The 26,796-nt window shown below is 73.2% G+C and carries 19 protein-coding genes, 1 tRNA gene and 1 pseudogene; 11 read left to right on the top strand and 10 right to left on the bottom strand.

What is annotated here, in order from left to right:
* Positions 1-77: 77 nt before the first annotated feature.
* Positions 78-1,220 (top strand): cytochrome P450, encoded by a 1,143-nt coding sequence (locus OG982_RS25225; protein ID WP_266949260.1) that lies wholly within the window; start codon positions 78-80, stop codon positions 1,218-1,220.
* Between the two features lie 157 nt (positions 1,221-1,377).
* Here OG982_RS25225 and OG982_RS25220 read toward each other — a convergent pair whose 3' ends face one another.
* Positions 1,378-2,820 (bottom strand): glyceraldehyde-3-phosphate dehydrogenase, encoded by a 1,443-nt coding sequence (locus tag OG982_RS25220; protein ID WP_266782881.1) that lies wholly within the window; start codon positions 2,818-2,820, stop codon positions 1,378-1,380.
* Between the two features lie 300 nt (positions 2,821-3,120).
* On the opposite strand from OG982_RS25220, the gene OG982_RS25215 reads away from it, so the two are divergent.
* Together OG982_RS25215 and OG982_RS25210 are read left to right on the top strand one after the other, a co-directional pair.
* Entirely contained in the window at positions 3,121-4,461 is a 1,341-nt protein-coding gene (locus OG982_RS25215) for a M20/M25/M40 family metallo-hydrolase (protein WP_266949972.1), read from the top strand.
* Positions 4,462-4,532: 71 nt separating this feature from the next.
* A complete protein-coding gene (locus OG982_RS25210; RefSeq protein ID WP_266782883.1) occupies positions 4,533-6,035 on the top strand; it encodes a YfcC family protein in 1,503 nt (500 codons plus the stop codon).
* A 113-nt stretch (positions 6,036-6,148) separates the two neighbouring features.
* On the opposite strand, the gene metG is transcribed toward OG982_RS25210, so the two are convergent.
* Complete coding sequence (gene metG, locus OG982_RS25205) at positions 6,149-7,864, bottom strand: methionine--tRNA ligase (protein WP_266949259.1); 1,716 nt, start codon at positions 7,862-7,864, stop codon at positions 6,149-6,151.
* 402 nt (positions 7,865-8,266) lie between these two features.
* Here metG and OG982_RS25200 point away from each other — a divergent pair, with 402 nt between their 5' ends.
* Positions 8,267-8,860 carry a sigma-70 family RNA polymerase sigma factor gene (locus tag OG982_RS25200; protein WP_266782885.1) on the top strand — a complete coding sequence of 198 codons (594 nt, stop codon included), beginning with the start codon at positions 8,267-8,269 and terminating at the stop codon, positions 8,858-8,860.
* A gap of 809 nt (positions 8,861-9,669) precedes the next feature.
* Positions 9,670-10,389, top strand: a pseudogene (locus tag OG982_RS25195) (IclR family transcriptional regulator C-terminal domain-containing protein); the annotation flags it as partial.
* 335 nt (positions 10,390-10,724) lie between these two features.
* Here the strand turns inward: OG982_RS25195 and OG982_RS31010 are convergent.
* Both OG982_RS31010 and OG982_RS25190 read right to left on the bottom strand, forming a co-directional pair.
* The gene (locus OG982_RS31010; RefSeq protein ID WP_323139280.1) at positions 10,725-11,210 is read right to left on the bottom strand and encodes a hypothetical protein; all 486 of its coding nucleotides are present in this window, start codon (positions 11,208-11,210) and stop codon (positions 10,725-10,727) included.
* Complete coding sequence (locus OG982_RS25190; protein WP_323139279.1) at positions 11,180-12,439, bottom strand: serine/threonine-protein kinase; 1,260 nt, start codon at positions 12,437-12,439, stop codon at positions 11,180-11,182. Before OG982_RS25190 ends, OG982_RS31010 begins: the two co-directional genes overlap by 31 nt.
* Positions 12,440-12,601: 162 nt before the next feature.
* Between OG982_RS25190 and OG982_RS25185 the strand changes: the two genes are divergently transcribed.
* Positions 12,602-15,634 (top strand): NACHT domain-containing NTPase, encoded by a 3,033-nt coding sequence (locus tag OG982_RS25185; RefSeq protein WP_266949258.1) that lies wholly within the window; start codon positions 12,602-12,604, stop codon positions 15,632-15,634.
* A gap of 30 nt (positions 15,635-15,664) precedes the next feature.
* On the opposite strand, the gene OG982_RS25180 is transcribed toward OG982_RS25185, so the two are convergent.
* Positions 15,665-16,654 (bottom strand): hypothetical protein, encoded by a 990-nt coding sequence (locus OG982_RS25180; RefSeq protein ID WP_266949257.1) that lies wholly within the window; start codon positions 16,652-16,654, stop codon positions 15,665-15,667.
* Positions 16,655-16,761: 107 nt separating this feature from the next.
* Complete coding sequence (locus tag OG982_RS25175) at positions 16,762-17,448, bottom strand: SDR family oxidoreductase (RefSeq protein WP_266782891.1); 687 nt, start codon at positions 17,446-17,448, stop codon at positions 16,762-16,764.
* A gap of 125 nt (positions 17,449-17,573) precedes the next feature.
* Between OG982_RS25175 and OG982_RS25170 the strand changes: the two genes are divergently transcribed.
* Positions 17,574-18,134 carry a TetR/AcrR family transcriptional regulator gene (locus OG982_RS25170; protein WP_266949256.1) on the top strand — a complete coding sequence of 187 codons (561 nt, stop codon included), beginning with the start codon at positions 17,574-17,576 and terminating at the stop codon, positions 18,132-18,134.
* A 175-nt stretch (positions 18,135-18,309) separates the two neighbouring features.
* On the opposite strand, the gene OG982_RS25165 is transcribed toward OG982_RS25170, so the two are convergent.
* Positions 18,310-18,394: transfer RNA gene (locus tag OG982_RS25165), tRNA-Leu, on the bottom strand.
* 173 nt (positions 18,395-18,567) lie between these two features.
* The gene (locus tag OG982_RS25160) at positions 18,568-19,509 is read right to left on the bottom strand and encodes a beta-ketoacyl-ACP synthase III (RefSeq protein WP_266782917.1); all 942 of its coding nucleotides are present in this window, start codon (positions 19,507-19,509) and stop codon (positions 18,568-18,570) included.
* A 218-nt stretch (positions 19,510-19,727) separates the two neighbouring features.
* Between OG982_RS25160 and fdhD the strand changes: the two genes are divergently transcribed.
* Entirely contained in the window at positions 19,728-20,555 is an 828-nt protein-coding gene (fdhD, locus tag OG982_RS25155) for a formate dehydrogenase accessory sulfurtransferase FdhD (RefSeq protein ID WP_266791721.1), read from the top strand.
* A gap of 102 nt (positions 20,556-20,657) precedes the next feature.
* Here fdhD and OG982_RS25150 read toward each other — a convergent pair whose 3' ends face one another.
* A complete protein-coding gene (locus tag OG982_RS25150) occupies positions 20,658-21,089 on the bottom strand; it encodes a (2Fe-2S) ferredoxin domain-containing protein (RefSeq protein WP_266782919.1) in 432 nt (143 codons plus the stop codon).
* A 9-nt stretch (positions 21,090-21,098) separates the two neighbouring features.
* Complete coding sequence (locus OG982_RS25145) at positions 21,099-22,139, bottom strand: bile acid:sodium symporter family protein (RefSeq protein WP_266791723.1); 1,041 nt, start codon at positions 22,137-22,139, stop codon at positions 21,099-21,101.
* A gap of 423 nt (positions 22,140-22,562) precedes the next feature.
* Here OG982_RS25145 and OG982_RS25140 point away from each other — a divergent pair, with 423 nt between their 5' ends.
* From OG982_RS25140 to OG982_RS25130, 3 genes are all read left to right on the top strand, one after another.
* A complete protein-coding gene (locus OG982_RS25140; RefSeq protein ID WP_266782921.1) occupies positions 22,563-23,414 on the top strand; it encodes a LysR substrate-binding domain-containing protein in 852 nt (283 codons plus the stop codon).
* Between the two features lie 124 nt (positions 23,415-23,538).
* Positions 23,539-25,362 carry a long-chain fatty acid--CoA ligase gene (locus OG982_RS25135; protein ID WP_266782923.1) on the top strand — a complete coding sequence of 608 codons (1,824 nt, stop codon included), beginning with the start codon at positions 23,539-23,541 and terminating at the stop codon, positions 25,360-25,362.
* Positions 25,363-25,499: 137 nt separating this feature from the next.
* A complete protein-coding gene (locus tag OG982_RS25130) occupies positions 25,500-26,783 on the top strand; it encodes an ABC transporter substrate-binding protein (RefSeq protein ID WP_266782925.1) in 1,284 nt (427 codons plus the stop codon).
* The last annotated feature ends 13 nt before the right edge of the window (positions 26,784-26,796 follow it).

Genomic DNA, 26,796 nt, shown 5'->3' with positions numbered 1-26,796 from the left:
TTCGACACGCGGCAGACAGGTCAAGATCCTTGCCCGGGGGGTCACTTTCCGGCCACCGGTGGCGCTACCTTGCCCGGATGGAGCAGTGGGAGCGCTGGGAGCAACGGGTGCAGACGGCCGCGCACCCGGTGGCGTACCGGCTGATGCGGGCGGTCGCGGCGCGCGGCCCGGTGGTGCGGGTGCCCCGGGTCGGGGTGGTGGTGAGCGATGCCCGGCTGGCCCGGGAGGTGCTGACGGACACCTCGGCGTACACGAAGACCGGGCCGGGTGCGGCGGCCGGGCTGTGGGCCCCGGTGCTCGGGACGCGGACGCTGATCACCCTGGAGGGCGCCGAGCACGCGGCGCTGCGCAGGCGTCTGGGCGGGCTGTTCACGCCGGGGCACGTGGCGGCGGTGTGCGAACGGGTGCTGCGGGCTCCGCTCGGGGAGCTGGAGCGGCGGCTGGCGGCGGGCGCGGAGGTGGACCTGGTCCGGGTGGTCCGGGACGGGGCCGGCGAGGTGATCCGCGAGCTGGTCGGACTCCCGCCCGGCGGGGCCGACTTCGCGGAGGCGTCGGCGGTGGTGTCGGCGGTGCGGCTGTGGCGGACCTCGCTGACCGGGCGTCAGACGAAGCGTGCCCGGACGGCGTTGGCCCGGCTGAGCGAGGCGGCGGTGGCCGCGTACCGGGCCGGGGACGAGTCGACGGTGCCGGGGCGGCTGCGCGCGCTGGGGCTGGACGAGACGGAGGCGCGGGGCGCGGTCGGGCTGTTCCTGCTGACCGGCACGGAGACGCTGGTCTCCTTCGTGCCGCGGCTGGTCGCGCTGGCCCACGACACGGGGCGCGGGCCGGACCGGATCACGGACGCGCTGGTGGAGGAGGCGCTGCGGGTGACGTCGCCGACGCCGGTGATGCTGCGGAGCGCGGCCCGGGCGGGCCGGCTCGGGGGCGTCCGGGTCGGGGCCGGGGAGCGGGTGGTGATCGCCACGCTGCTGTGCACGCGGGCGTACGGGCCGTTCGCGCCGGAGCGGGACGCCGCCGGTACGGCCGAGTTGCGCCGGCTCTGGTTCGGGGCTGGCCCGCACTTCTGCCTGGGGATGCCGCTGGCGATGGCGGAGATCCGGGCGGTCGTCGGGGCGCTGCGGGGCTTCCCGGAGCTGACGATAGCGGGGCGACGCCCGGCGCGGGGGGTGCTGATTCCCTCGTACGCCCGCCTCCCGCTGCGCGCCCGCGCGGCCGGCTAGTGCTGTCGAAGTGGCGCCGGTCAGGCCCGGAACCCGGACCGGCGCCGCCGGTTGCGGCCGGCGGCGGGAGGGCGGCCGGATCCCGTGGGGGACCAGTCGCCGCCCCGCAGCCGGCGCGCCTGCCGGGGCGCCGGGTCGGACGGACGGAGCGGCGCGATCAGATCGCGGCCGGGTACGTCGGGTACTCCACGCCGGAGACGTGCTGGACGACCCGGATGACCTGGCACGAGTAGCCGAACTCGTTGTCGTACCAGAGGTAGAGGATCGCGTTGTCGCCGTCGACCTTGGTGGCGCCGGCGTCGACGATCGAGGCGTGGCGCGAGCCGACGAAGTCCATGGAGACGGCGTCGGGGGCGGTCGTGAAGTCGATCTGGCGCTTCAGCGGCGAGTGCAGGGAGACGTCGCGGAGGTAGTCGAGGACCTCCTCGCGCGTGGTCTCGCGGCCCAGGCGCAGGCTGAGGATGGCGATCGAGACGTCCGGGACGGGGACGCGGATCGAGCTGCCGGTGATCGGCGCCTTGAGGTCGGGCAGCGCCTTGGCGACGGCGGAGGCGGCGCCGGTCTCGGTGATGACCATGTTCAGCGGCGCGGAACGGCCGCGGCGGTCGGCCTTGTGGTAATTGTCCAGCAGGTTCTGGTCGTTGGTGAACGAGTGGACGGTCTCCACGTGGCCGCGCAGCACGCCGTACTCGTCGTCCATGGCCTTCAGCGGCGGGACGATCGCGTTGGTGGTGCAGGAGGCGCAGGACAGGATCTGCTCGTCCGGCTTGATCGTGTCGTGGTTGACGCCGTGCACGATGTTCGGGACGTCGCCCTTGCCCGGAGCGGTCAGGACGACCTTGTCGATGCCCGGACGCAGGTGCAGCGAGAGGCCCTCGCGGTCGCGCCACTTGCCGGTGTTGTCGATGAGGATGGCGTCGTTGATGCCGTACGCCGTGTAGTCGATCTCCGACGGGTCGTTCGCGTAGATCACCTTGATGGCGTTGCCGTTGGCGATGATCGTGCTGGTCGCCTCGTCCACGGTGATGGTGCCCTGGAACTGGCCGTGGATGGAGTCGCGCCGCAGCAGCGAGGCGCGCTTGACGAGGTCCGCCTCGCCGCCGCCGCGTACGACGATGGCGCGCAGCCGCAGTCCGTTGCCGGAGCCGGCCTTCTCGATGAGCAGGCGGGCGACGAGGCGGCCGATGCGGCCGAAGCCGTAGAGCACGACGTCGCGCGGCTTGCAGCGCTCGATCTTGTTGTCACCCGTGGCGCCGGAGACGGCCTCGGCGGTGAACTCCGCGACCGACAGACCGCGGTCGTCGGTCTTGTACTTGGCGGCGAGCATGCCCAGGTCGATCTGGGACGGGCCGAGGTCCAGTGCGGTCAGCGCCTCCAGGAACGGCAGCGTCTCGGTGACCGAGAGCTCACCGCCGGGCATCTGCCGGGCGAACCGGTGGGTCTTGAGAATGCTGACCACCGACTTGTTCACCAAGGAGCGGCTGTGCAGCAGGACGGTGACGTCCCGCTCGCGGTGCAGCTTCCCGATGATCGGGATCATCGACTCCGCGATCTCTTCGCGGTTTTTCCAGTTGGTGAACGAGTCCTCGTTGACAGTCACAGGTTTATCTTTCGAGCTAGGCGGCGCTCATATGCTAACCCCACCGCACTTTGATCCTTCACGCGGTGTGCGTGTGCACCGCCCCTGGGGCTCTGAGCAGGCAATACGGGCTCAGTCGAGCGCCAGGGCAGACCCTGCCGTTCACCCGCCCGGCTCATCCCGCACGCCACGCGCCTCCCGCCGGTCCCATGCTCAAAGCAGCGACCCGCTGCCCCGCGCGGGCGGACCAGGAGGACGGGACGGTGACGCCGGGTGGAAGCGGACAGCAGGGGCGCCCTCGGAGCGCGGGTGGACGCCCTCATGGAGGGCCTCCGGGCGGATCTGGAGCGGCTGGCGGCCATCCCCTCGATCGCCTTCCCCGGCCACCCGGCCGAACCGGTCCAGGAGGCGCACGACCTGGTCGTCTCCCTCCTGCGAGAGGCCGGCGTCCCCACCGTCGAGCGCATCGACCTCCCCGGCACGGCCCCGGTGGTCTACGGGGACATACCCCCGCCGGAACCGGACGCCCCGACCGTCCTGCTGTACGGGCACTACGACGTCCAGCCGGCCGGCGACGAGTCCCTCTGGCTCTCCCCGCCCTTCGTCCCGACCCCGGTCCCGGGCGGCCTGCGGGCGCGCGGCATCGCCGACGACAAGTCCAATCTGATCGCGTACCTCGGCATGCTGCGCCTCTACGAGGGCCGCCCGCCCGTCGGGATCAAGCTGGTCGTCGAGGGGCAGGAGGAGTACGGCAGCGTCTTCGACGCGTTCCCGCCCACCGACCCCGCACGGTTCGCCTGCGACGCCATGGTCATCGCCGACCTGGGCAACCTGCGACCCGGCACCCCGACCCTGACCACCGGGCTGCGCGGGGCCTGCGAGGTGATGGTGGAGGTACGCACCCTCGCCGAGCCCCGGCACAGCGGGGAGTTCGGCGGCGCGGCCCCCGACGCCCTGCTGGTCCTCCTGCACGCGCTGGCCACGCTGCACGACGCCCGCGGCGACGTGGCGGTGCCCGGGCTGCGGCGGGAGCCGTGGGAGGGAACGACGTACACCGACGAGGAGTTCCGCGACCTCGCCTCCGTCCACGACGACCTGCCGCTGCTGGGCAGCGGATCCCTGGGCGAACGGCTGTGGAGCGGCCCCGCCATCACCGTCATCGGGCTCGACGCGCCCGGCGTGGAGCAGGCCGCCTCGGCGGTCGTCCCGTACGCCCGGGCCAAGCTGAACCTCCGCTTCCACCCGCTGCAAGACCCGCACGAGGCCCGGGAGCGGCTCGTCGACCACCTGCTCGCGCAGCGCCCGTTCGGCATCCCGCTCACCGTCACGCCGGGGGACACCGGCCCGGGCTTCGAGGCGCGCACGGGCGGTCCCGCGTACCGGGCGGCGCTGACCGCGCTGAAGGAGGCCTGGGGCACGGAGGCCTCGTACGTCGCGACGGGCGGCTCGATCCCGCTGGTGAACGGACTCGCGAAGGCGGCGCCGGAGGCGGAGGTGCTGCTGTTCGGCGCGCAGGACAGCATGTGCAACCTGCACGCGCCCAACGAGCGGGTGCTGCTGTCGGAGCTGCGCAACACGGTGGTGGCGATGGCCGCGTTCCTGCGCGAGTACGCCGCGGACTACCGCGCCGCCCGCCCCGCCCCGGCGCAGGACCCGCGGTGACGACCCCTCCGAGCCCGCCGAGCCCGCCAGGCCCGCCGGCGGCGCCCCCGCCACCCCTGGCGCCCGAGGCGGTGGGACCGCCGCCCCCGGAGAGGAAGTTCGCCTTCCCGAGCGCCCTGACCATCCTGGCCCTGGTCACGGTGGCGGTCTGGCTGCTGGCGTTCCTCGTCCCGGCCGGCCAGTACGACCGCAACGACAGCGGCGCGCCCGTCTCCGGCACCTACCACCGGGTCCCGGACACCCAGAGCTTCACCGACCGCCTGAACGACCTCTTCCTCGCCCCCGTCAACGGCCTCTACGGCATCCAGGACACGACCACCCGCGAGGTCGGCCCGAGCTTCACCGGAGACCTGTACGGCAGCGCGGGCGTCTTCCTCTTCGTCCTCGCCATCGGCGCGTTCATCACCGTCGTCTTCGCCACCGGCGCCCTCGACCGCGGGATCGCCGTCCTCGCCCACCGGCTCCGCGACCGGGGCGCGCTCCTGATCGCCGCCGTGATGACGGTCTTCTCCGTCCTCGGCACCGTGGAGGGCTTCGCCGAGGAGACCCTGGGCTTCTACGGCCTGCTGGTGCCGATGATGCTGGCCCTCGGCTACGACCGGCTCGTCGCGGTCGGCTCCGCCGTGCTCGGCGCGGGCATCGGGGTCCTCTGCTCGACGGTGAACCCGTTCGCGACGGGCGTGGCCTCCTCGGCCGCCGGCATCTCCCTCGGCGACGGCATCGCGCTGCGCGCCGCGATGTGGGTGGTGCTGACCCCCGTCACGATCCTCTACGTCGTCCGGTACGCGCGGCGGGTCCAGAAGGACCCGGCGAAATCCGTGTGCGGGTTCCTGCCGGGCGACCGGGAGCAGCGGGCGACCGACGCGGACGCGGTGGAACCCGAGCTGACCCGCCTGCACAAGACGGTACTGGTCGTGCTCGTCCTGGTGTTCGGCTTCATGATCTTCTCGGTGGTGCCCTGGGCGAGCGCGCTCACCGGCGAGGCGGAAGCGGCCCCGTACGCCTGGGAGCTGGGCTGGTCCTTCCCGGAGCTGTCGGCGCTGTTCATGTGCGCGGCGGTGCTGGTGGGCCTGGTGGCGAGGCTGGGCGAGGCGAAGCTGAGCTCGACGATCATCCAGGGCGCCGCCGACTTCATCTCCCCGGCCCTGGTCATCATGCTGGCGCGCGGGGTCACGGTCATCATGAACAACTCGAAGATCACCGACACCATCCTCCACTCGATCGAGGGCGTGGTCGGGGGCACCTCGTCCGGGCTGTTCGCGGTGATCGTGTTCGTGGTCAACCTGCCGCTGGCCTTCCTGATCCCCTCCACCTCAGGCCACGCCACCCTCGCCATGCCGATCCTGGCCCCGCTCGCCGACTTCGCCGGCGTCTCGCGGGCGCTGGTGGTCACGGCCTGGCAGTCGGCGAGCGGCTGGATGAACCTCTGGGTCCCGACCACCGCCGTCACCATGGGCGGCGTGGCCCTCGCGAAGGTCGGCTACGACAAGTACCTGCGCTTCGTCTGGCCGTTGCTCGCGATCCTGTTCGTGCTGATCTGCGGATTCCTGGTGCTCGGCGCGAACCTCGGCTGATCCCGATCCCGATCCCGATCCCGATCCCGATCCCGATGCTGATCCTGATCCCCTCGGGTACGCCGAAGGGGCGCGACCCCGAAAAAGGTCGCGCCCCTTGGCTCAGCCGAGGATCAGCCCGCCTCGGAACCGCCGAAGCGCTCCCGGTACGACTCCAGGTCCTCGTCGGTGATCTTCGCGAAGAGCACCGGCGGCACGGTGAACGGCGTCCCCGCCGGCACCGAGTCCAGCGACCTGGCCTGCTCCGGGGTCACCCACGTCGCCGTGTCGCCGGCGAGGGCGAACGCGGAGCGCATGGCGCGCGCCGAGGCCGGGATGAACGGCTCGGAGACCACCGAGTAGAGGTGGATGAGGTTCATCGCGGTGCGCAGGGTGAGCGCCGCGCCCTCCAGGTCGGTCTTGACCTCCAGCCAGGGGGCCTTCTCGTCGAGGTAGGCGTTTCCGGCCGACCACAGGGCGCGCAGCGCGGCCGCCGCCTTGCGGTACTGGAGCGACTCCATGTGGCCCTCGTACTCGGCCAGCAGCTCGGCGATCTGCTCGCCCAGCTTGGCTTCGGCCTCGCCGGCCGGGCTGCCCGCCGGGACCTCGTCGCCGAACTTCTTGCGGGAGAAGGTCAGCACGCGGTTGACGAAGTTGCCGAGGGTGCCGCCGAGGTCCTTGTTGACCGTGGCGGTGAAGTGCTCCCACGTGAAGGACGAGTCGTCGGACTCGGGCGCGTTGGCGATGAGGAAGTAGCGCCAGAAGTCGGCCGGCAGGATCTGGAGCGCCTGGTCGGTGAAGACGCCGCGCTTCTGCGAGGTGGAGAACTTGCCGCCGTAGTACGTCAGCCAGTTGAAGGCCTTGACGTAGTCGACCTTCTTCCAGGGCTCGCGGGTGCCGAGCTCGGTGGCCGGGAACATCACCGTGTGGAACGGGACGTTGTCCTTGGCCATGAACTGGGTGTAGCGCACGTCGTCGGCCTCGTACCACCACGACTTGTAGTCGCGGCCCGCCGGGTCGGCGTCCGCCCACTCCTTGGTGGAGGCGATGTACTCGATCGGCGCGTCGAACCAGACGTAGAAGACCTTGCCCTCGGCGGCCAGCTCGGGCCAGGTGTCGGCCGGGACCGGCACGCCCCAGTCGAGGTCGCGGGTGATGGCGCGGTCGTGCAGCCCCTCGGTCAGCCACTTGCGGGCGATCGAGGACGCCAGCTGCGGCCACTCCTCCTCGTGCTCCGCGACCCAGGCCTCGACCTCGTGCTGGAGCTTGGACTGCAGGAGGAAGAGGTGCTTGGTCTCGCGGACCTCCAGCTCCGTGGAGCCGGAGATGGCCGAGCGGGGCTCGATCAGGTCCGTGGGGTCCAGGACGCGGGTGCAGTTCTCGCACTGGTCGCCGCGGGCCTTGTCGTAGCCGCAGTGCGGGCAGGTGCCCTCGACGTAGCGGTCCGGCAGGAAGCGGCCGTCGACCGGCGAGTAGACCTGCCGGATCGCGCGCTCCTCGATGAAGCCGTTCTCCTGGAGCCGGCGCGCGAAGTGCTGGGTGATCTCGCGGTTCTGCGCCGAGGAGCTGCGGCCGAAGTAGTCGAAGGACAGCTCGAAGCCGTCGTAGACCGCCTTCTGGGCGTCGTGGGCCTGCGCGCAGAACTCGGCGACCGAGAGACCGGCCTCCTTGGCGGCGAGTTCGGCGGGGGTGCCGTGCTCGTCGGTGGCGCAGATGTAGAGGACGTCGTGGCCGCGCTGGCGGAGGTACCGGGAGTACACATCCGCCGGAAGCATCGACCCGACCATGTTGCCCAGGTGCTTGATCCCGTTGATGTACGGAAGCGCGCTGGTGATCAGGTGTCGAGCCATCCTCGGATGCTCCATTTCATATATGCGGTTGCGACGTGACGTGACGGATTGTGATGCGGTTCATCGTATCGAACCGCCGAAACGCCGCGCGCCGCATTTCTACGGGTGGACGAACGCAGGGTCAGGCAGGTGGTAACGCAAAAGCGAGGGCAGTGACCTCTCCGTCACGGCCCTCGCAATGGGCCCATGTTACAGGGGGCCCGGCCGCGCCCCGACCGGCGTCCACCGGCCGTCACACGCGAGCGGCATATGCGAATGCCCTGGTTGGGCCGGTGCCTGATCGAAGTCGGTCACGAGTCGATCATCACCGAGCGCAATGCCTCCAGCTTGCTCCTCCGCGCCCCCCGAGTGCGCCCGCGCTGACAGGCTGGCGACGCTGCGCGGAGGGGATGAGGTGGAACGGTGAGCGATGGCGGACCGGAGGAGTCCGGCGGGGCGGTGGGGCTGCCCAGCCGACGGCGGCGGCCGACTCCGATGAGCCAGTGGGGCCCGGCGGCACGCCTGTCCTACTGGGCGTTCCACGCCAACCGGCGGCCCTCGTACATGCGCTTCGCGTACCTGCAGCTGGGTTCCGACGCGGCCGCCGAGGACGCGGTGGACGCCACCTTCGACGCGCTCATGAACGAGTGGCTGCGCATGCTGCACATGGACCGTCTGGACGCCTACGCCTGGACCGTGCTCAAGCAGCGGCTCGCCGACCGGCAGTACCGCCGCAGCCCCTGGCCCCGGCCGATGGACATCAGCGCCTTCGAGGCCGCCCTCAAGGAGGCCCAGGCCGACCGGTACGAGGTGCTGACCGACACCATCCGCTTCTACTCGGCCGTCTCCCGGCTCGCCGAGCGGCAGCGCGACGCCGTCATCCTGCGCTACGGACTCCAGTGCAGCCCCGGGGAGGCGGCCGCCGTGATGGGCGTCGACGAGGCCACGGTCCGCACGCACCTCGGCCAGGCCCACCGGCGACTGGCCCGCCTGCTCGACACGTCCGCGCGATCATGAGGCGGCGAGAGCGGCCCGAGTGGCCCGAGAGCGACGGAACCCCCCGTTCCCTGGCCGACTTCCTGGAACGGGCGGGCGTCCGCGACCGCTACCCGCACTACGACCTCGGCGCGGCCGAGGCCCGCCTGCTGCGCGTCCCGCGGGCGCTCGGCGCGGCCGTCGGGCGCTCCCGCCGCCGCTCCCTCGGGTGGAGCGACCCCGCGCGGGACTGCCCGCTCGACTCCGAGCGGGCCCGGCGCGACCTCAAGGCCGCCTGCCTGGCCGCCGTGTGCGCGCCCGCGGCGGAGGCCGAGCTCGGCTCCTTCGCCGCCGGCGACCACAGCGACCTGGCGGGCGCCGTCGTGTTCGGCTGCCTCCTGCACCTCGCGGGGCTGCGCGAGGGCTCCCGCTTCTGGTGGCAGTTCGCCGCCGGGTCGGGGAGTCCCCGGACCGCGCACGCCGCGTACTGCCTCTTCCTCGACCACTCCCGGCGCGGCGAGCACCACGACGCCCGGATCTGGGCGCGCGAGCTGGGCCGGCGCGGGTTCCGGCCCGGCGGGCACCGCGATCTGCGGGAGGTACGGCTGTGCGCGCAGGCCGCCGTCCTGCGCTACGTCGACCAGCTCGACGATCCCGACGTGGGACCGGTGCCGCTGCCCAGGCCCGGGCTGGCGGGGGTGCTCGGCGCCTTCCACCCGCCCCCGCCGCTGGTGCGGACCGCCGCGGCCCCGGCGGCGCGGCCGGTCCGGCCCGGACCGGACCCGCTGCGGCATCCCGCTCTGACGGCGGCGGCCCGCGCGAGCGTCCCGCGGGGCAGCGGCAGCGAGGCCCTGGCACAGGCACACCGCGCGCTGGCCGTCGTACGGGTACTCGAACGGCACCCGCTGGGGGTTCGGGCCCGCGCGCTGGGGCGGCAGGCGGGGCTCGCCGAGGCGGAGTTGCGGCCGTTGCTGGTGATGCTGCGCGAGGAGGAGTACGCGTACCTGCTGGGCCCGGGCGTCTACGGCCGGGGGCCCGCCCTGGACCAGCTCCGCGCCCCCGGCGGCCGGGGCCTGGCGGCCCGGCTCCAGCGGACCCTGGCCCTGGCCCGGGACAGCGCGGGCGCCGCCGTGTACCTCAGCCGGTACGCGGAGGGCGAGGTGCTGATCACCCAGATGGCCGACGGGCCCGGCACCCCGCCCGTGCGGGAGTGGGTGGACTTCCGGGCGGCCGCGCACGCCAGCGCCGTCGGGAAGTGCCTGCTGACCCAGCTCGACCACGACGGCCGGGCCGACCACGTGGCCCGGCACCGCCCCGCCCGGCTGACCCCGCGCACCATCACCGACAGCCGGGCCCTGTTCAGCGCCCTGGACGCGGTCGCGCCGGGCGCGCCCGTCTTCGACCTGCGCGAGTACTCCCCCGGCGTCGTCTGCTCGGCGGTGCCGATCACCATCGGGAACGCCGCCGGGAGCCTCGCGCTGTCCCTGCCCGTGGCGCACGCGCACCGCCTGCGGCCCGCCACCGAGGCGCTGCGCCGCAAGGCGGTTCCGGTGCTGCTCGCGCTGCTGCTGACGGGCGCGATCCCGCCGGAGGTCCCGGCGGACGCCCCGGTGGCCGTGCCCGCGCTTCCGCAGCCGGGGGGCGTCACCCCGGAGACGCTGCGGCATCTGCGCAGGATGTTCCGTACGCCCCTGGCCCGGGCCACCACCGCGGAGCCGCACGGCCCGCACGGCCCGCACCTGGTCAGCGACCCGGCGTCGGCGGCGGCCTATCTCTTCGACGCCGTCGCGGAGGCGGCGGGCGAGGGGCGCCGCCTCGCGCTGCCGCACACCTTCGCCCCGCTGCGGCCGGGGAGCCTGCCGACCCCGGACGGCCTGGTGGTACTGGGCACCTGAGGGCGGCCGGGTCAGCCCGCCGGCACGAACGAGTCGAGGGCGGTGTCGAAGTGGCTGCGGGCCTCGGCGAGCCTGCCGACGGGCGCGGACACCCAGACGTCGTACATGCGGCCGTTCTCGTCCCAGCAGACGTCGAAGGTGTGGCGGGCGCCCTCGGCGGTGCTGAAGCCGTTCCAGGTGAACTCCCAGAGGGCGGCGGGCAGTCCGTTGTGGGTGGTCGCGACGACGGAGTTGTCGCGGTAACCGGGGTTGGTGGACGCGCCGTTCGCGTCGGAGCGCCGCATCGCGCCGAGCGCGCCGCCGGAGGCCGGCCCGCTCACCTTGATGCCGATGCGGAAGGCCCCGTCCGGGGACACGTAGAAGACGCGGCGGTCGTCGGTGGTCCGCTGGTAGCCGACGGGTACGGCGATGCCGAAGCCCTCCTTGTCGGTCACGTTCCGGTACCCGGCGGGCGCGGGCTTCGCCGTCACGGTGCGGGCCGTCGGCAGCGCGTCCACCGGGGACCTGGTGCCGGCGGGCTTGGCGTCCGCGGTGGGCGGGGTGGCCGCGCCGGGTGCGGCGGCGCTCGGCGTGGGGCCCGCGGCGGGCGAGCCGGACGGAGCGGACGAGGCCGAGGGCGTGGCCGGTGCGTCCGCGACAGTGGCGGGGGCCGGGCGGCCGACCGGTCGCCGAGGTACGAGGTCACGGCCACGGCGCCGACGACCGCCGCGACCACGAGCGCGGCGACCAGCCCCACCCGCAGGGCGGCCGGGCGGGCCGGCCGGGGCTCCGCGGACGCGGGGGCCGCGGGCCGGGCGACGTGCTCGGTCGGTGAGTACCCCACGGCCACCCGGTCGGCCGGGACCGCGCCGGGCGGCTTCACGGCGGACGGCGGGGTCGCGCCCGGGACCCGTTCCATCAGCGGGACCCGCCCGGTGGCCACGTACGCCGAGAGCAGCCGCTCCGCCTCGGCCGCCGCCAGCCGCCGCTCCGGGTCGCGTTCCAGCAGGCCGCGGATGACCGGAACCAGCGGCCCCGCCTGCTCGGGCGGCCGGATCTCGTCGTACACGACGGCGTGCAGCACTCCGCCGAGCGAGTCCCGGTGGAAGGGCGACTCGCCCGTCAGCGCGGCGCAGAGCAGCGCGCCGAGCGACCACAGGTCGCTGGCGGGGCCGGCGGCGGCGCCCTGCATGCGCTCGGGCGAGGTGTACTCGGGCGAGCCGACGAAGGCGCCGGTCTCGCTGATGGTCGTGGACCCGGCGAGGCTGGCGATGCCGAAGTCGGTGAGCACCACCCGGCCGGTGCCCGCCTCCATGAGGACGTTGGCGGGCTTGACGTCGCGGTGCAGGACCCCGCGGGCGTGGGCCGCGCTCAGCGCGCCGAGCAGGGCGAGTCCGGTACGGGCGGTGTCGCCGACGCTCAACGGCCCGTCGGCGGAGAGCCGGTCGGCGAGGGAGCCGCCCTCGACGAGCTCCATCACGATGAAGGGGCGCTCGTCGTCCTCGACCACGTCGTGCACGACCACGACGTGCGGGTGCTTGACCTGCGCGACGGTGCGCGCCTCCCGCAGCGCGCCGGTGGCGGCCTTCTTGCCGCCGTCGACGTGGAGTTCCTTGACGGCGACCGGGCGTCCGAGCAGTTCGTCGGTGGCCCGCCAGACGGTGCCCATGCCGCCCCTGCCCAGCCGCTTCCCCAGGCGGTAACGCCCGGCGATCACGTTGCCGTTGCCCGGCTCGTCCTGCGACACGTTCGCTCCCCCTCGGCCCGTTCAAGTGCCATGATGCCGCACGCGCAGGGGGCCGTGTCCGTGGTGCGCGAGAGTGTCAGCGAACCGCTGAAGTCGGGGGTGGAGCACGGGCGGTCGCCCTAAGATCACGAAGACTTCGCTGACGGCGCTACGGGGGCTGGCATGGAACCCATCACGATCGGCACCCGGCTGGCCTCGGCCGTGATCGGCCCGTTGATCAGGAAGATCTTCGTCGCCGAGGGCCCGGGGGCCGGCCTCGTCGACAAGCCGGTCCGCATTTCCTCGTACGTCTCCTTCCGGGGCGAGAAACGCTCCCTGACCGAGGCGGACGTCAGCGCTCTCGCCGCCGCCCTCGTCCGCCGGGCCGTCGGCGCGGGCGAACGTCCCGTACCGGCCGACGAGGAGCGGGCCGTCGCCGACGCCCTCGCGACCACGCTGCACGCCCTCGGCGACCTCACGCTCACCGATCTGGACGCCGTCCGCCTCGGGCGCGCGGAGTTCGTACGGCAGCTGCGCCGCGCGGGCGGGAACCCCGAGCGCCATCTCGGCGCCGACGCCACGTACTTCTACGAGCGGCTGCTCGACGTCGCCGCCGATCAGATCCTGCACTTCTTCACGCAGCGCTCCACGTTCGTCGCCCGCGCCCTGGTCGAGCAGTCGCGCGGGATGGGCGAGCTGACGGCCAAGACGGACGAGCTGATCCGCCGCGTCCCCCTCCCGGAGGGCGCGGACGCCGCGTTCGAGGCGACGTACCTGCCCTATGTGGCCAAGAAGCACGGCAAACTCACGATCTACGGGATCGATCTCGGCAACTCCCCCACCCGGTGGCCGCTGGACGTGGCGTACCTGAGCCTGGAGGCGGCCCCGGGGGGCGACGCACGGGCGGTGGACGGTCTGCCGGACCCCGACCCCACGGCGCCCTACCGCGGCGCGCTGCGCCATCTGCCCGGGCCGCAGCCCGCGGACCGGGCTCTGGCGCACAGCCCCCGGGTGCTCCTGCGGGGCGAGGCCGGCTCGGGGAAGACCACCCTCGTGCAGTGGCTGGCCGTCACGGCCGCCGGCGGAACCCGGACCGGGCAGCAGCCGGCGTACCTCCGCGACCGCGTCCCCTTCGTCCTCCCGCTGCGCACGCTGACGCGCAACGGCGAGCGGCTGCCCGCGCCGAAGGACTTCCTCGCGGCGACCGACTGCTCGCCGGCGGGGACCCAGCCGGCGGGCTGGGAACACCGCGTCCTCGCGGCGGGACGCGGCCTGATCCTCGTCGACGGCATCGACGAGATCCCCGACGCCGAGCGGGCGCGGGCCCGGCGCTGGCTGCGGGACCTGGTCGACACGTACGACGGCGACAACCGGTGGCTGGTGACCTCCCGGCCGTCGGCCGTGGACCAGGACTGGCTCGCGGAGGACGGGTTCGCCGAGCTGACGCTGTCCGCCATGGGCCCCGCCGACATCGCGACCTTCATCAGGCGCTGGCACGCCGCCGCCCGGGGCACGGGCCGTGACACGGCCGAACGGGACGCCGAACTCGACATGTACGAGGGCCAGCTCCTCGGCGCGGTCCGCACGAAGCCCGACCTCGGCCGGCTGGCGACCAACCCCTTGATGTGCGGGCTGATCTGCGCGCTGCACCGCGACCGGGGCGGCTACCTCCCGCACGGCCGCAAGGACCTCTACGAGGCCGCGCTGTCGATGCTGCTGAGCCGACGCGACCGGGAGCGCGACATGGCGGGTCCCGACCTGCGCGAGGAGCCGCAGCTCGATCTGCTCCAGCGGCTCGCGTACTGGCTGATCAAGAACGGCCGTACCGAGATGGACCGCGCGCGTGCCGAGGACATCGTCGGCCGGGCACTGCCGTCGGTCCCCGAGGCGGCCGCACTGGGCGCCGCCCCGGTGGTCTTCGAGCACTTCCTGCAGCGCAGCGGGCTGCTGCGCGAACCGGCCCCGGGCACGGTGGACTTCGTCCACCGCACCTTCCAGGACTTCCTCGGGGCGCGGGCCGCCGTGGAGGAGGGCGACTTCGGGCTGCTGACCCGGCACGCCGCCGACGACCAGTGGGAGGACGTCATCCGCATGGCGGTCGCCCTCGCCCGCCCCGCGGAACGCGTGGCGATCCTCCGCGACCTGCTGGCCATCGGCGACGCCACCGCCCCCGACCAGCCCACGAAGGCCCGCGTCTACCTCCTGGCGGCGGCCTGCCTGGAACACGCCACGACCCTGGACCCGTCGGTCCGCGAGGCGGTGCAAGCGCGCACGGCCTCCCTGATCCCGCCGAGGAACGAGGAGGGAGCCCGCGCGTTGGCCGAGGTCGGCCCCCTCGTCCTGGACCTCCTCCCGGGCCCGGAGGGCTTGGCCGACACGGACGCGTACCACGTGGTCATCGCCGCCTCACACCTCCAGTCCGACGGCGCCGTCGCCTTCCTGTCCCGGTTCGCCGATCACCCGTCGCTCCCGGTCCGTTCCCAGCTCATGTGGTCGTGGTCGCGCTTCGACACCGCCCGGTACGCCGACGAGGTCATCGCGCGCCTGGACCCGGCCGACCTGGACTACACGGTGACGTCGGACGCGCAGCTGGACCACCTCGACCGCCTGGGCCTGCGGCCGAGGCGCCTGGACATCAGAACCGGCGTCTCCGTTTCCGCGCTCACCTCATACCTCTCGCGCCATGCGGTCACACGATTCGAGCTCACGCACGACACGGCGACCGATCTGGGCTTTCTGGCCGGGCAGTCGGAGCTGAAGGCGTTGTGGATCGGGCAGTGCCCCGCCCTGGTCGACCTTTCCGGCATGGCCCGACTCCCCCTCCGCGACCTGAAGCTCGACGAAGACTGCGAACCCACCGCGGACGAATGGCGGGAAATCTCCACCCTGTCCACCCTGTTCCAGCTGATGACGACCCTCGACGCGCTTGAGTCCATGCCCACGACCACGCAATTCACGGCGGTCAGGACCCTGGTCCTCCTCGTCCACGAACACGGAACCACGCAGGCCGCGATCGACCGCCTGCCCAGCTCGTTCCCGAGGCTGCGATCGCTCCAGGTCACCTGGCGCGCGGCGCCTGACGACGAGATCGACCTCGCGCCTCTCGCCGACCTGCCCGACCTTGAGCAGGTCCACGTCAAAACAGCCCACGGCCACGGCGATGTCCGGGGAGCGGACGCCCTGCCCTCCACCGTTCACGTGGACGTTCTCCGGTGACCACGCAGTGCCCCGCTCTTGGCTGGGGCGTCAGGAATCCGCGGCAGTGCGGTGCAGGCGGGACCGCAGTGCGACCAGGAGCGCTGCGGTCACGGCCCAGGCTGCCAGGGTGACGAGCGGGCCCGTGACGCGGGCGCCGTGGAAGTAGCCGAGGTCGGTGATGGCACGGACGGCCGCCCCCGGCGGCAGGAGCGCGGAGACGGCGTGCGCGGCCGGCGGCAGGAGATCCGCGCTGATGGCGGCGCCACTGGTGGAGTTGCCCACGGTGAGCAGCAGCAGGGTCGCGGCGGGTACCCCGACGGGACCGAGGTACGTACCCAGCAGCTTGGTGGCGAACGCGGCGGCCGCGGCCAGCAGGGTGAGGGTGAAGGCCAGGGGGACGATCGGGGCGGGTACGGCGCCCAGGACGGGCCCGGCGAGGATGGCGGCCACGGTCCCGACCGCGGCGGAGACGGCGCAGAGCAGCCAGAGCCGGTGGCGCAGGCGGAGCAGGCCGGCGAGGCCCAGGGCGTTCTGGGCGAGGACGAATCCCGCGAGGGTCACGCCGAAGGCGAGGTAGAAGCCGGCCAGGCCGCGCGAGTCGTAGCGGGTCAGGGGCACGACGTCCTCGGTGGTGACCTGTCGGCGCGCGCCCTCGGCGTACGCGCCGACGAGGCTCTTGACGGCCGAGGTGGTGGACGGGCCGTAGGCTCCGGCGATCTCCAGGTGCAGCCGGCCGCCGGGGCCCTCGCTGAGCGCGGCCGAGACCTCGTGCCGCTCCAGCGCCCGGCGGGCGGCCCCGGCGTCGACGGCCGGGTGCACCTCGACGCTGTCGCCGAGCGCGCCGCCCATCCGCGCGGCGAGTTCCTGCCCGGTGACGGCGATGGGGACGTGGTGGGGCTGGGGGTCACGCTGCAGGCCGATGTAACAGCCGATGAACGCGACGGCCAGGACCAGGGCGATCACGGCGGGCTGAAGCCAGGTCCGTACGGGCGGACGGCGGCGGGTGTCGGGGACGGGCGGGGCGGGGGCTTCGCCCACCACGGCGGGCGCAAGGACAGCCGGGGCGGATGTGACGGGGGATTTCATGGAGGGTCTTTCCTGGTCCGGTCCGGCGGTGGCGGACCGCGAGCGGCCGGGCGGGTGGGTCAGGCGGCGGACGGGACGCCTCCGAGCCCCTGCCTGACACCGCGGGTGAGGTCGTCGGCGAGGATTTCCGGTGCCCCGGCGGCCAGGCCGTCGAGGGCGAGGGCCGCGACGAGGGCGGGGTCGGTCTTCTGGCCGGCCGGAATCCGGGCGGCCATGTCGGTGTCCATGTAGGCGACGTGGAGCGCGGTGACCGCGATGCCCCGCGGGGCCAGTTCCTCCCGGATCGCGTCGGTCATCGCCCAGCCGGCGGCCTTGGCGGCGGCATAGGCACCGGCTCCGGCCGGGTGGAACCAGGACAGGACGGAGAGCACGTTGAGGACGGCCCCGCCCTGGTTGCCCTCGATGACCGGGGCGAACGCCCGGGTGACGGCCAGGGGGCCGAAGAAGTTCGTCTCCATCTCCAGCCGCACCGCGTCCCAGTCGCCCGCGACCAGCGGGGTGCCCGTCATGATCCCGGCGTTGTTGACGAGCACGGTGGCGTCCGAGGCGATGTGGGCGGCCTCCCGCACCGACCCCGGGTCGGCCAGGTCCAAGTGGAGGGGTACGACGCCCCGCAGGTCCACCGACTCGGGGCGGCGGGCGGCGGCGTAGACCTTGGCCCCGCGCTCGACGAGCTGGGCGGCGAAATGACGACCCAGGCCCCGGTTGGCTCCGGTGACCACGGCGACGGCGTCCTTCAGTTCCATGACATCTCCCAAGGTTCGGGCGGCCGGCCGGGGCGCACACGCTCGTCCCGGCCCATTTAGATTACGCCCATAATCTACACCCGGAGTAAGATAGATGCCAGTCGTCATCCAAACGAGGAGGTGCCATGGGCCGCGTATCGCAGGCGCAGGCGCAGGAGAACCGCAAGCGGGTCGTGGAGATGGCATCGCGGCTCTTCCGCGAACAGGGCACGAGCGTGAGCGTCGCCGACCTGATGAAGGCGGCCGGCCTGACCCACGGCGGCTTCTACAAGCAGTTCGCCTCCAAGGAAGCGCTCATCGACGAGGCCGTCACGCACGCGTTCCGGGAACTGGCCGAGCGGCGCACCACCGCACTGGAGGACCACGACGGCGAGCGCCCCGCGGCCCAGCAGGCGATGATCGACAGCTACCTGTCCGCCCGGCACCGGGATTCCCCCGCCGTCGGCTGCCCCGCCGCCGCACTGGCCGTCGACATGGCCCGCGACCCCGGGGACCTCGGGGCGCACCGCACCTACGCCGACGGCGTGTCCGACTTCGCCGACTGGCTCGCCACGGACGACCAGGACGGCATCGCCCGGCTGTGCACGATGCTCGGCGCGGTCGTACTGGCCCGCGCCACCAAGGACACCCCGCTCTCCGACGAGATCCTGGACGCCGCCCGGGCCGCACTGACCCCCACGCCCTGACGAAACGGCACAGACCCGGGCCACGCACGCCAACGCCTACGCCCGAGCTCACCAGCACGAACAAGTCCGGCCCCCTGCGAACCGCAGGGGGCCGGACGATGTTCACCGCATACGACAGAGCCGGTCAAAGCGACAGTGTCACTTTGACCGGCTCCATGTGGTCGATTGACCTTTGTGTCCGAGGGGGGACTTGAACCCCCACGCCCGATAAAGGGCACTAGCACCTCAAGCTAGCGCGTCTGCCATTCCGCCACCCGGACCAGGTGGTCGGCCCCGGTTTCCCGCGGCGACATGGACAACAATAGCAGGGGATCGGGGTGGTTCCGACCAGGTAATCGGGCCGGGGCGTCCGACGCGGCCGCGCTGACCTGCACGCATGCGTCGCACGCGGTGACGAGACGGAGCGTCTCGCCAGTGCCGGGCGTGGTCGGCGCTACGGGCAGCGGATGACCTGGCCCGCGTACGAGAGGTTGCCGCCGAAGCCGAAGAGGAGGACCGGGGCGCCTGAGGGGATCTCGCCGCGTTCGACCAGCTTCGACAGGGCCATCGGGATGCTGCCGGCCGAGGTGTTGCCGGAGTCGACGACGTCGCGGGCGACGACCGCGTTGACGGCGCCGATCTTGCTGGCGAGCGGTTCGATGATCCGGAGGTTCGCCTGGTGGAGAACGACGCCGGCCAGCTCCTCCGGGGTCACCCCGGCGTTCTCGCAGGCCTTGCGGGCCAGCGCCGGGAGGCGGCTGGTGGTCCAGCGGTAGACGGACTGGCCCTCCTGCGCGAAGACCGGCGGCGAGCCCTCGATGCGGACCGCGTGGCCCATCTCGGGCACGGAGCCCCACAGGACCGGGCCGATGCCGGGCTCCTCGCTGGCCTCGACCACGGCGGCGCCCGCGCCGTCGCCGGTCAGCACACAGGTGGTGCGGTCGGTCCAGTCGGTGATCTCGGTCATCTTGTCGGAGCCGATGACCAGGGCGCGGGTCGCGGAGCCGGACCGGATCGCATGGTCGGCGGTGGCCAGGGCGTGCGTGAAGCCCGAGCAGACGACGTTGATGTCCATGAGCGCGGGGGCGCTGCGCATGCCGAGCTTGGCCGCGACGCGGGCGGCCATGTTCGGGGAACGGTCGATCGCGGTCGAGGTCGCCACGAGGACGAGGTCGATGTCGTCGGGGCTCAGACCGGCGTTCGCGAGGGCCTTGCCGGCGGCCTGGAAGGCCAGCTCGTCGACCGGCTCCTCGGGACCCGCGATGTGGCGGGTCTTGATGCCGACCCGGGACCGGATCCATTCGTCGTTCGTGTCGACCATGGCCGAGAGGTCCTCGTTGGTGAGCACTTTCGCGGGCTGGTAGTGCCCTAGCGCCACCACGCGTGAACCGGTCATGGGCGGGGTCCCCCTTTGTCGGGTGGTCAGGATTAACCAGCTTGGCCTGCTACCGGTGGGTACGGGTGTGAGTGACCCGACAGGATTCCGGCCCCGGAATTTGGAGAATTCCGAGCAACTCGCTGCCGGGGGCATCCATGGGCGGCGATCCGGGAGAATGTGCTCGTCAGGTGCACGACGAGGTGCGCGACGAGCAGAGAACGGGTGGGCTGATCGCCATGGGACGGGTCACCGAACGCCGTCGTGTCGTGCGGATCCGGGGCGGCGTGGCCGGGACCCGCCCGGACACCCTGGTCGCCGAGGAGCCGCTGGAGATACGGCTGAACGGCAAGCCGCTGGCCATCACGATGCGCACCCCGGGTGACGATTTCGCGCTCGCCGTGGGCTTCCTGGTGAGCGAGGGCGTACTCGCCGCGGCCGCGGACGTACAGGCCGTGACCTACTGCGAGGGCGCCACGGAGGACGGCTCGAACACGTACAACGTGGTCAACGTGCAGCTCGCCGCCGGAGTGCCGGTGCCGGACATCACGCTGGAGCGGAACGTCTACACCACCTCCTCCTGCGGGCTGTGCGGCAAGGCCAGCCTGGACGCGGTGCGTACGGCGACCCGTTTCGCGGGGATCGCCGCCGATCCGGTACGGGTCCCCGCGGCGGTCCTCGGGCAGTTGCCGGACCGGCTGCGCGCGGCCCAGAAGGTGTTCGACCGGACCGGCGGGCTGCACGCCGCCGGGCTGTTCACAGCGGAGGGCGAGCTGCTCGACGTACGGGAGGACGTGGGGCGGCACAACGCGGTGGACAAGATCGTCGGGCGGGCGCTGCAGGCCGGGCGGCTGCCGCTGGCGGGAGGGGTGCTGCTGGTGTCGGGCCGGGCGTCCTTCGAGCTGGCGCAGAAGGCCGTGATGGCGGGGATCCCGGTGCTGGCGGCGGTCTCGGCGCCGTCCTCGCTGGCGGTGGACCTCGCGCTGGAGACGGGGCTGACGCTGGTCGGGTTCCTGCGCGGGGCGGACATGAACATCTATGCGGGTGACGAGCGGGTGCTCCTGTAGCCGGTGCGCCCGTGGCCGGTGCGCCCGTGGCCGGCGCTCCCGTAGCCGGCGCTCCCGTAGCCGGGGCTCCCGTAGCCGGGGCTCCCGTAGCCGGTGTCCGCCTCAGCGGCCACGGCGGGCGCGGCGGGGCGTGCCCGCCTTCGGCTTCGGCTCCGGCGGGTCGATGCGGTGCAGGTCCAGGGTGTCCGGGAGCGGGGCGGAGCCGGGGCCGCCGGTTCGCGCCCAGGCGATGATCTCGTCGGTCGCGGTGTCGTCGAGGGCCCAGCCGAACCAGGCCGCGCGGGCGCCGCGGCGCCGGGCCTCGGAGGTGGGCTGGACCACGATGACGTTGGCCTGCGCGCAGGGGCCCAGGCAGTCGCTGGTACGGACGGCCAGCCGGCCCCCCGACGCGGCCGCGGCCTCGCGCAGCCGGGCGAGCTGCCCGGCGTGGTCGGTGCCGGGGTTCTTGCGGGGGTCGCCACAGCAGCAGCCCCGGCAGACCACGAGGGTGCAGGGGCGTTCGGCGTGGGCAGCGAGCGGGCGTATCCAGGTCACCGCCGCACGTTACCGGGCCCGGGCGGCGGGGTGTTGGGGCGCGGGCGAGACCTCCGCCACATGGCCGACGGGGAGTTCATCCTCTGGCCGTGGCCCGGGGTCGCGGGCGCGGCGGCGGGCCAGGACGGCGCAGACCATCAGCTGCATCTGGTGGAACAGCATCAGCGGCAGCACCGCCAGGCCCGCCTGCGGCCCGAACAGCACGCTCGACATGGGGAGTCCGGCGGCGAGGCTCTTCTTGGACCCCGCGAACTGGATGGCTATGCGGTCCGCGCGGGCGAATCCGAGGCGCTTGGAGCCGTACCAGGTGGCCAGGAGCATGACGGCGAGGACTACGGCCTCCACCACCAGCAGGGCGCCGAGGCGCGGGAGGCTGACCTGGTGCCAGATGCCGGCGGCCATGCCCGCGCTGAACGCGGCGTACACGACGAGCAGGATCGAGCCGCGGTCGACGTGGCCGAGCACCTTCTTGTGGCGGACCAGGAAGCCGGCGAGCCGGCGGCGCAGGGCCTGGCCGAGGAGGAACGGCAGCAGGAGCTGGAGGACGATCTCGGCGAGGGAGTCGAGGGAGAAGCCGGCGCCCGCGGCCGGGCCGAGGAGGGCGGCGGCGAGGAGCGGGGTGAGGAGGAGGCCGGCGAGGCAGGAGAAGGAGCCGGCGCAGATCGCGGCGGGGACGTTGCCTCGGGCGATCGAGGTGAAGGCGATGGAGGACTGGACGGTCGAGGGGACGAGGCAGAGGAAGAGCAGGCCGCTGTAGAGCGGGGGCGTGAGGAGGGTGGGGACGAGGCCGCGGGCGGCGAGGCCGAGGAGGGGGAAGAGGAGGAAGGTGGCGGCGAGCACCGTGAGGTGGAGCCGCCAGTGGCGCAGGCCGTCGAGGGCCTCGCGGGCGGAGAGCCGGGCGCCGTAGAGGAAGAACAGCAGCGCCACCCCGCCGGTCGCGGCCGCGTCGGCCCCGGCACCGACCGCCCCCCGGGCGGGCAGCAACGCGGCGACACCGACGGTCCCGAGCAGGGCGAGCACGTACGGGTCCACCCGCAGCCACGCGGGCATCCCCCACCCGCGCCGTTGCTGCGGGGCGGGGTCGGTCGGGTCTGTACGGCGCATGTGCGGGTGCCTTCTCGCCGGTCCGGCGGGACGTTCGACGGGGTCGGGCCGGCGGCCTCGCAGGGCGATGGCAGCAGGCGGGGGTGGAGACGCGGAGCGGGGACGGGTCCTGCGGGACGCTCGACGAGGCCGAGCCGGCGGCCCCGCCGGGCGCTGACAGCGGGCGGGCGCGGAGGCGCGATGAGCCGGGACGCGGTGAGCAGCAACTGGGCGGGGACGGTGGCTGGGCGGGGACGGGGGCGGGTGGGCGAGGGGGTGCCGGTGGACGTGTGCCGTCGCCGGGTTCCGTCATCCTCACCGTGGGGCCGGTGATCGGGAAAGGCGTACGGCGCTCTCACTGTTATCGGGAATCGCGATAATCTGGGCGCCGTGTACGACCCCGGCCAGCTCCGTACCTTCCTCGCCGTCGCCCAGACGCTCAGCTTCACGCAGGCCGCCGGGCGGCTCGGGGTGCGGCAGTCGACCGTCAGCCAGCACGTGCGGCGGCTGGAGGAGGCGACCGGGAGGGCGCTCTTCCTGCGGGACACGCACAGCGTGGAGCTGACCGAGGACGGCGAGGCGCTGCTCGGGTTCGCGCGGACCATCCTGGAGGCGCACGAGCGGGCCGCCGCGTTCTTCACCGGGACCCGGCTGCGCGGCCGCCTCCGCTTCGGCGCGTCGGAGGACTTCGTGCTGACCCGGCTGCCGGAGGTCCTGGAGGGGTTCCGGCACGAGCACCCCGAGGTGGACCTGGAGCTGTCGGTCGAGCTGTCGGGGATCCTGCACGAGCGGCTCGACGCGGGCCGGCTGGACCTGGTGCTGGCCAAGCGGCGCGGCCCGGGCGACGAGCGCGGCCGGCTCGTGTGGCGGGACCGGATGGTGTGGATCGGGGCGGAGGGGCTGCGGGTGGACCCGGAGCGGCCGGTCCCGCTGATCGTGTTCCCGCCGCCCGGCATCACCCGGGCCCGCGCGCTGGAGGTCCTGGAGCGCGACGGCCGCGCCTGGCGCATCGCCTGTACAAGCGGCAGCCTCAGCGGCCTGATCGCGGCGGCCCGCGCCGGGCTCGGCGTGATGGCGCACACCCGCGGGCTGATCCCGCCGGGCCTGGTCCGCGTCGGCGGGCTGCCCGAGCTGGGGCCGGTGGAGTTCGCGCTGCTGCAGGGGCGCCGCCCGACCCCGGCCTCCGAGGCCCTGGCGGCCGCGGTCCTCGCGGGCGGCGACCGCCTCAGCCGGCCCGCCTGACCTGCGAACGGAATCACCGGACGCGGTGAAATCCGGGGGGATCGTGTGGAGGTTTCCGAAGGGCTCCCGGCCGGCGTGTCGCGTGAGGTAGCGTCACGGCGCCGACACGGAGAGGAGCCGGGTGTTGCGCGAGGTCACCGTCCCACCCGTGATCACGGACGCACCGGTCGGAGGCCTGGCCGACGTCGTGTTCGATCACGCCCGGCAGGACCCGGACCGGGTGGTCCTCGGCCGTAAGACGGACGGCCGCTGGCTGGACGTCACCTCCGGCGAGCTGGCCGCCGAGGTGCTGGCGCTGGCGAAGGGCCTGCTGGCGCAGGGGGTCCGCTTCGGGGACCGGGTCGGCGTGATGTCCCGTACCCGGTACGAGTGGACGCTGTTCGACTTCGCCCTGTGGGCCATCGGCGCCCAGCCGGTCCCCGTCTACCCGACGTCCTCCGTCGAGCAGGTCCACTGGATCCTGTACGACTCGTCCTGCGTCGGCTGCGTGGTCGAGGACGAGGACCAGGCCATGACCGTCGGCTCGGTCATCGAGCGCCTCCCCGACCTGCGCAGGCTCTGGCAGCTCGACGCCGGGGCGGTCGCGGACCTGGTCGAATCCGGGCGCGGGGTCGCGGAGGGCGTGGTGCACCGCCACCGGAGCGCGGTGACCCCGGACTCGACGGCCACCGTCATCTACACCTCCGGCACCACCGGCCGCCCCAAGGGTTGCGTGCTCTCGCACGGCAATTTCATGTTCGAGGCCGACACGCTCGTCAGCTGCTGGGAGTCGGTGTTCCAGACCGGCCCGGGCGAGCAGCCGTCCACCCTGCTCTTCCTCCCCCTCGCGCACGTCTTCGGCCGGATGGTCGAGGTGGCGGCGGTGCGGGCCCGGGTGAAGCTGGGGCACCAGCCGGTGCTGGCGGCGGCCGAGCTGCTGCCGGATCTGGCCGCGTTCCGGCCGACGTTCGTGCTCGGGGTGCCGTACGTCTTCGAGAAGGTGTTCGCGGCGGCCCGCCGCAAGGCCGAGAAGGAGGGGCGCACGGGCCCCTTCGACCGGGCGGTGGAGGCGGCCGTACGGTACGCCGAGGCGCGGGAGCAGAAGGCGTTCGGCACCGGGCCGGGCCCCTCGGCGGCGTTGCGGATGGAGCACCAGCTGTTCGAGAAGCTGGTGTACGGGAAGGTCCGCGAGGCGATGGGCGGCCGGGTGCGCCACGCCATGTCGGGCGGGTCCGCGATGTCGCGCCGGCTGGGGCTGTTCTTCGACGGCGCCGGGATCACGGTGTTCGAGGGGTACGGGCTCACCGAGTCCTGCGCGGCGGCGACCGCGAACCCGCCGGGGGCGACGAAGTACGGCACCGTCGGGCGGCCCATCCCGGGCAGTACGGTGCACATCGCCGAGGACGGGGAGGTCTGGCTGCACGGCGGCCACATCTTCTCCGGGTACCTCAACGACCCGCGCTCCTCGGACGCGGTGCTGCGCGACGGCTGGCTGGCGACGGGGGACCTGGGGAGGCTGGACAAGGACGGCTACCTCACGATCACCGGGCGCAAGAAGGAGATCCTGGTGACCTCCAACGGCAAGAGCGTGGCGCCGGCGGCCCTGGAGGAGCGGGTGCGCTCGCATCCGCTGGTGGCGCAGTGCGTGCTGGTGGGCAACGACCGGCCGTACATAGCGGCGCTGGTGACCCTGGACATGGAGGGGGTCGCGCACTGGCTGTCGATGCGGGGCCGCCCGCAGCTGGTGGCGGCGGACCTGGTGCACGACCCGGACCTGACGGCGGAGGTGCGCCGGGCGGTGGTGGCGGCCAACACGCTGGTCTCGCAGGCCGAGGCGATCCGGACGTTCCGGGTGCTGGCCGAGCAGTTCACGGAGGAACGGGGTCTGCTGACGCCCTCGTTGAAGCTGAAGCGCGGGGCGATCGAGAAGGCGTACGCGCAGGAGGTCGCCGCCCTCTACCCGTCCTGACGCCACTCTCCCGGCACCGCTCCCGACACCGCTCCCGACACATCTGACGCTCCGTCAAATCACCTCGTCAGGGATATTGACGGTGCGTCAGGTCACGCACAGAATGCGGGGATTCCGACCGGGAGGGGATTCCACCCATGTTGCGACCGATCCGCGCCCCGCGACCGATCCGCGCCCTGGCCGCCGCCGCGGCCGCGCTCGCCCTCGTCTCCGCCTGCAACTCCGCCTCCAACAGCTCCCAGCCGGGCAGGCCCGGCGACGCGGCCGGAACCACCCGCGGGGTGAGCGCCGACTCGATCAAGGTCGGCGGCATCGTCTCCATGACCAGCGCCGGCGGCTACAGCAAGAAGGACACCGACCTCGGGGCCAGGGCCCGCTACCTGCGGGCCAACGCCGAGGGCGGGATCAACGGGCGAAAGATCGACTACATCGGCGCGGAGGACGACGGCCAGGACCCCGGCAAGAACCTGGCGGCCGCCCGCAAACTCGTCCAGCAGGACAAGGTCTTCGCGGTCGCCCCGATGAGCTCGGTCACCTTCTCCGGCGCCGACTTCCTGGAGCAGGAGAAGGTCCCCACCTTCGGCTGGGGCACGCTGCCCTCCTTCTGCGGCCCCAAGCACATCTACGGGTTCAACGGCTGCCTTGTCCCCTCCCCCGGCGGCACCGTCAACCAGACCTGGCCCGAGGGCATCGGGCAGCTCCTCGGCGGGGCGAAGGGCAAGTCGGTCGCGATCATCGCAAACGACAGCGACGCCGGGAAGTTCGGCATCCGGACCTTCCAGCAGGGCTTCGCCGCCGCCGGGTTCGAGGTCGCCTACGCCAAGGCGTCCGTCCCCGGCACGGCCGTGCCGAGCGACTGGTCGGCGTACGTGAAGGACATCCTCGCCGCGGGCGGCGGCAAGGCCCCGGACGCCGTCGTCTCGGTCATGCAGACCCCCAACAACATCGGGCTGTTCACCGCGCTCAAGCGCGCCGGGTACAAGGGTCTGCTCTCCGACCCGACCGACTACGACCCGGCGCTGCTCGCCAAGGACACCACCAAGCAGGCTCTCGACGGCGTGCACGTGCTGCTCCAGTTCGAGCCCTTCGAGTCGACGAGCCCGGGGATGGCCCAGTTCAAGGCGGACATCAAGGCGGCCTCGGGCGGCCAGGAAATACCGCTGAACATGCACATGCTGACCGGCTACATGTCGGCGGACCTCTTCGTGTCCATCGCCCAGAAGGCGGGCAAGGACCTCACCGTCACGCACTTCCAGAACGCCGCGCAGAGCTTCTCCGACACCGGCACCCTCGTCGGTGACCGGGCCGAGCCGAAGGGGCAGAAGGACAGCTTCGGCTGCGGGGCCCTCGTCCAGCTGAAGAACGGGGCGTACGAGGTCTCCGTCCCCTTCACGTGCCGCGAGCCCATCCCCTTCAAGTAGCCCGGGCAGGGGG

The organism is Streptomyces sp. NBC_01551, from assembly GCF_026339935.1.
Lineage (GTDB): Bacteria > Actinomycetota > Actinomycetes > Streptomycetales > Streptomycetaceae > Streptomyces.
Note: the sequence above shows the minus strand (reverse complement) of the source record. Positions and strands in the feature narration are given on the sequence as shown.